At 61.0% G+C, this 287-nt stretch carries 1 protein-coding gene; it reads left to right on the top strand.

Annotation, left to right across the window (positions count from 1 at the left end; all coding sequences use genetic code 11):
* Positions 1–170 precede the first annotated feature (170 nt).
* Positions 171–287, top strand: a 117-nt coding sequence (locus tag EN804_RS36605) for an insulinase family protein (RefSeq protein ID WP_210237406.1), incomplete at its 3' end; no start/stop codon positions are given.

Genomic DNA, 287 nt, shown 5'->3' with positions numbered 1-287 from the left:
GCCAAGGTCCAGCCCGGCTCGAAGCGCCAAGGCGTGGGGCACCGCTGCGATCAGCTCGTCGATCCGATCGGATTCCGCCACGTCACATCCCCTTCCGCGATCCAGGACCGGCTTTGGAGCAACTCCCGGAAGATTAGAACGTCGGCTCTCCGGAAAGTGAAGACAACGTAATGAATGCTCCTGACAAAGCTGAACGAACGGTCAACGTCTGGTACCACGTGGGCAGCAAGGACGAACCGGCCGGCCGTACCGGCTTCGCGCACCTGTTCGAACACCTGATGTTCCAG

The sequence above is a fragment of the Mesorhizobium sp. M8A.F.Ca.ET.161.01.1.1 genome, assembly GCF_004792105.1.
Taxonomy (GTDB): domain Bacteria; phylum Pseudomonadota; class Alphaproteobacteria; order Rhizobiales; family Rhizobiaceae; genus Mesorhizobium.
Note: the sequence above shows the minus strand (reverse complement) of the source record. Positions and strands in the feature narration are given on the sequence as shown.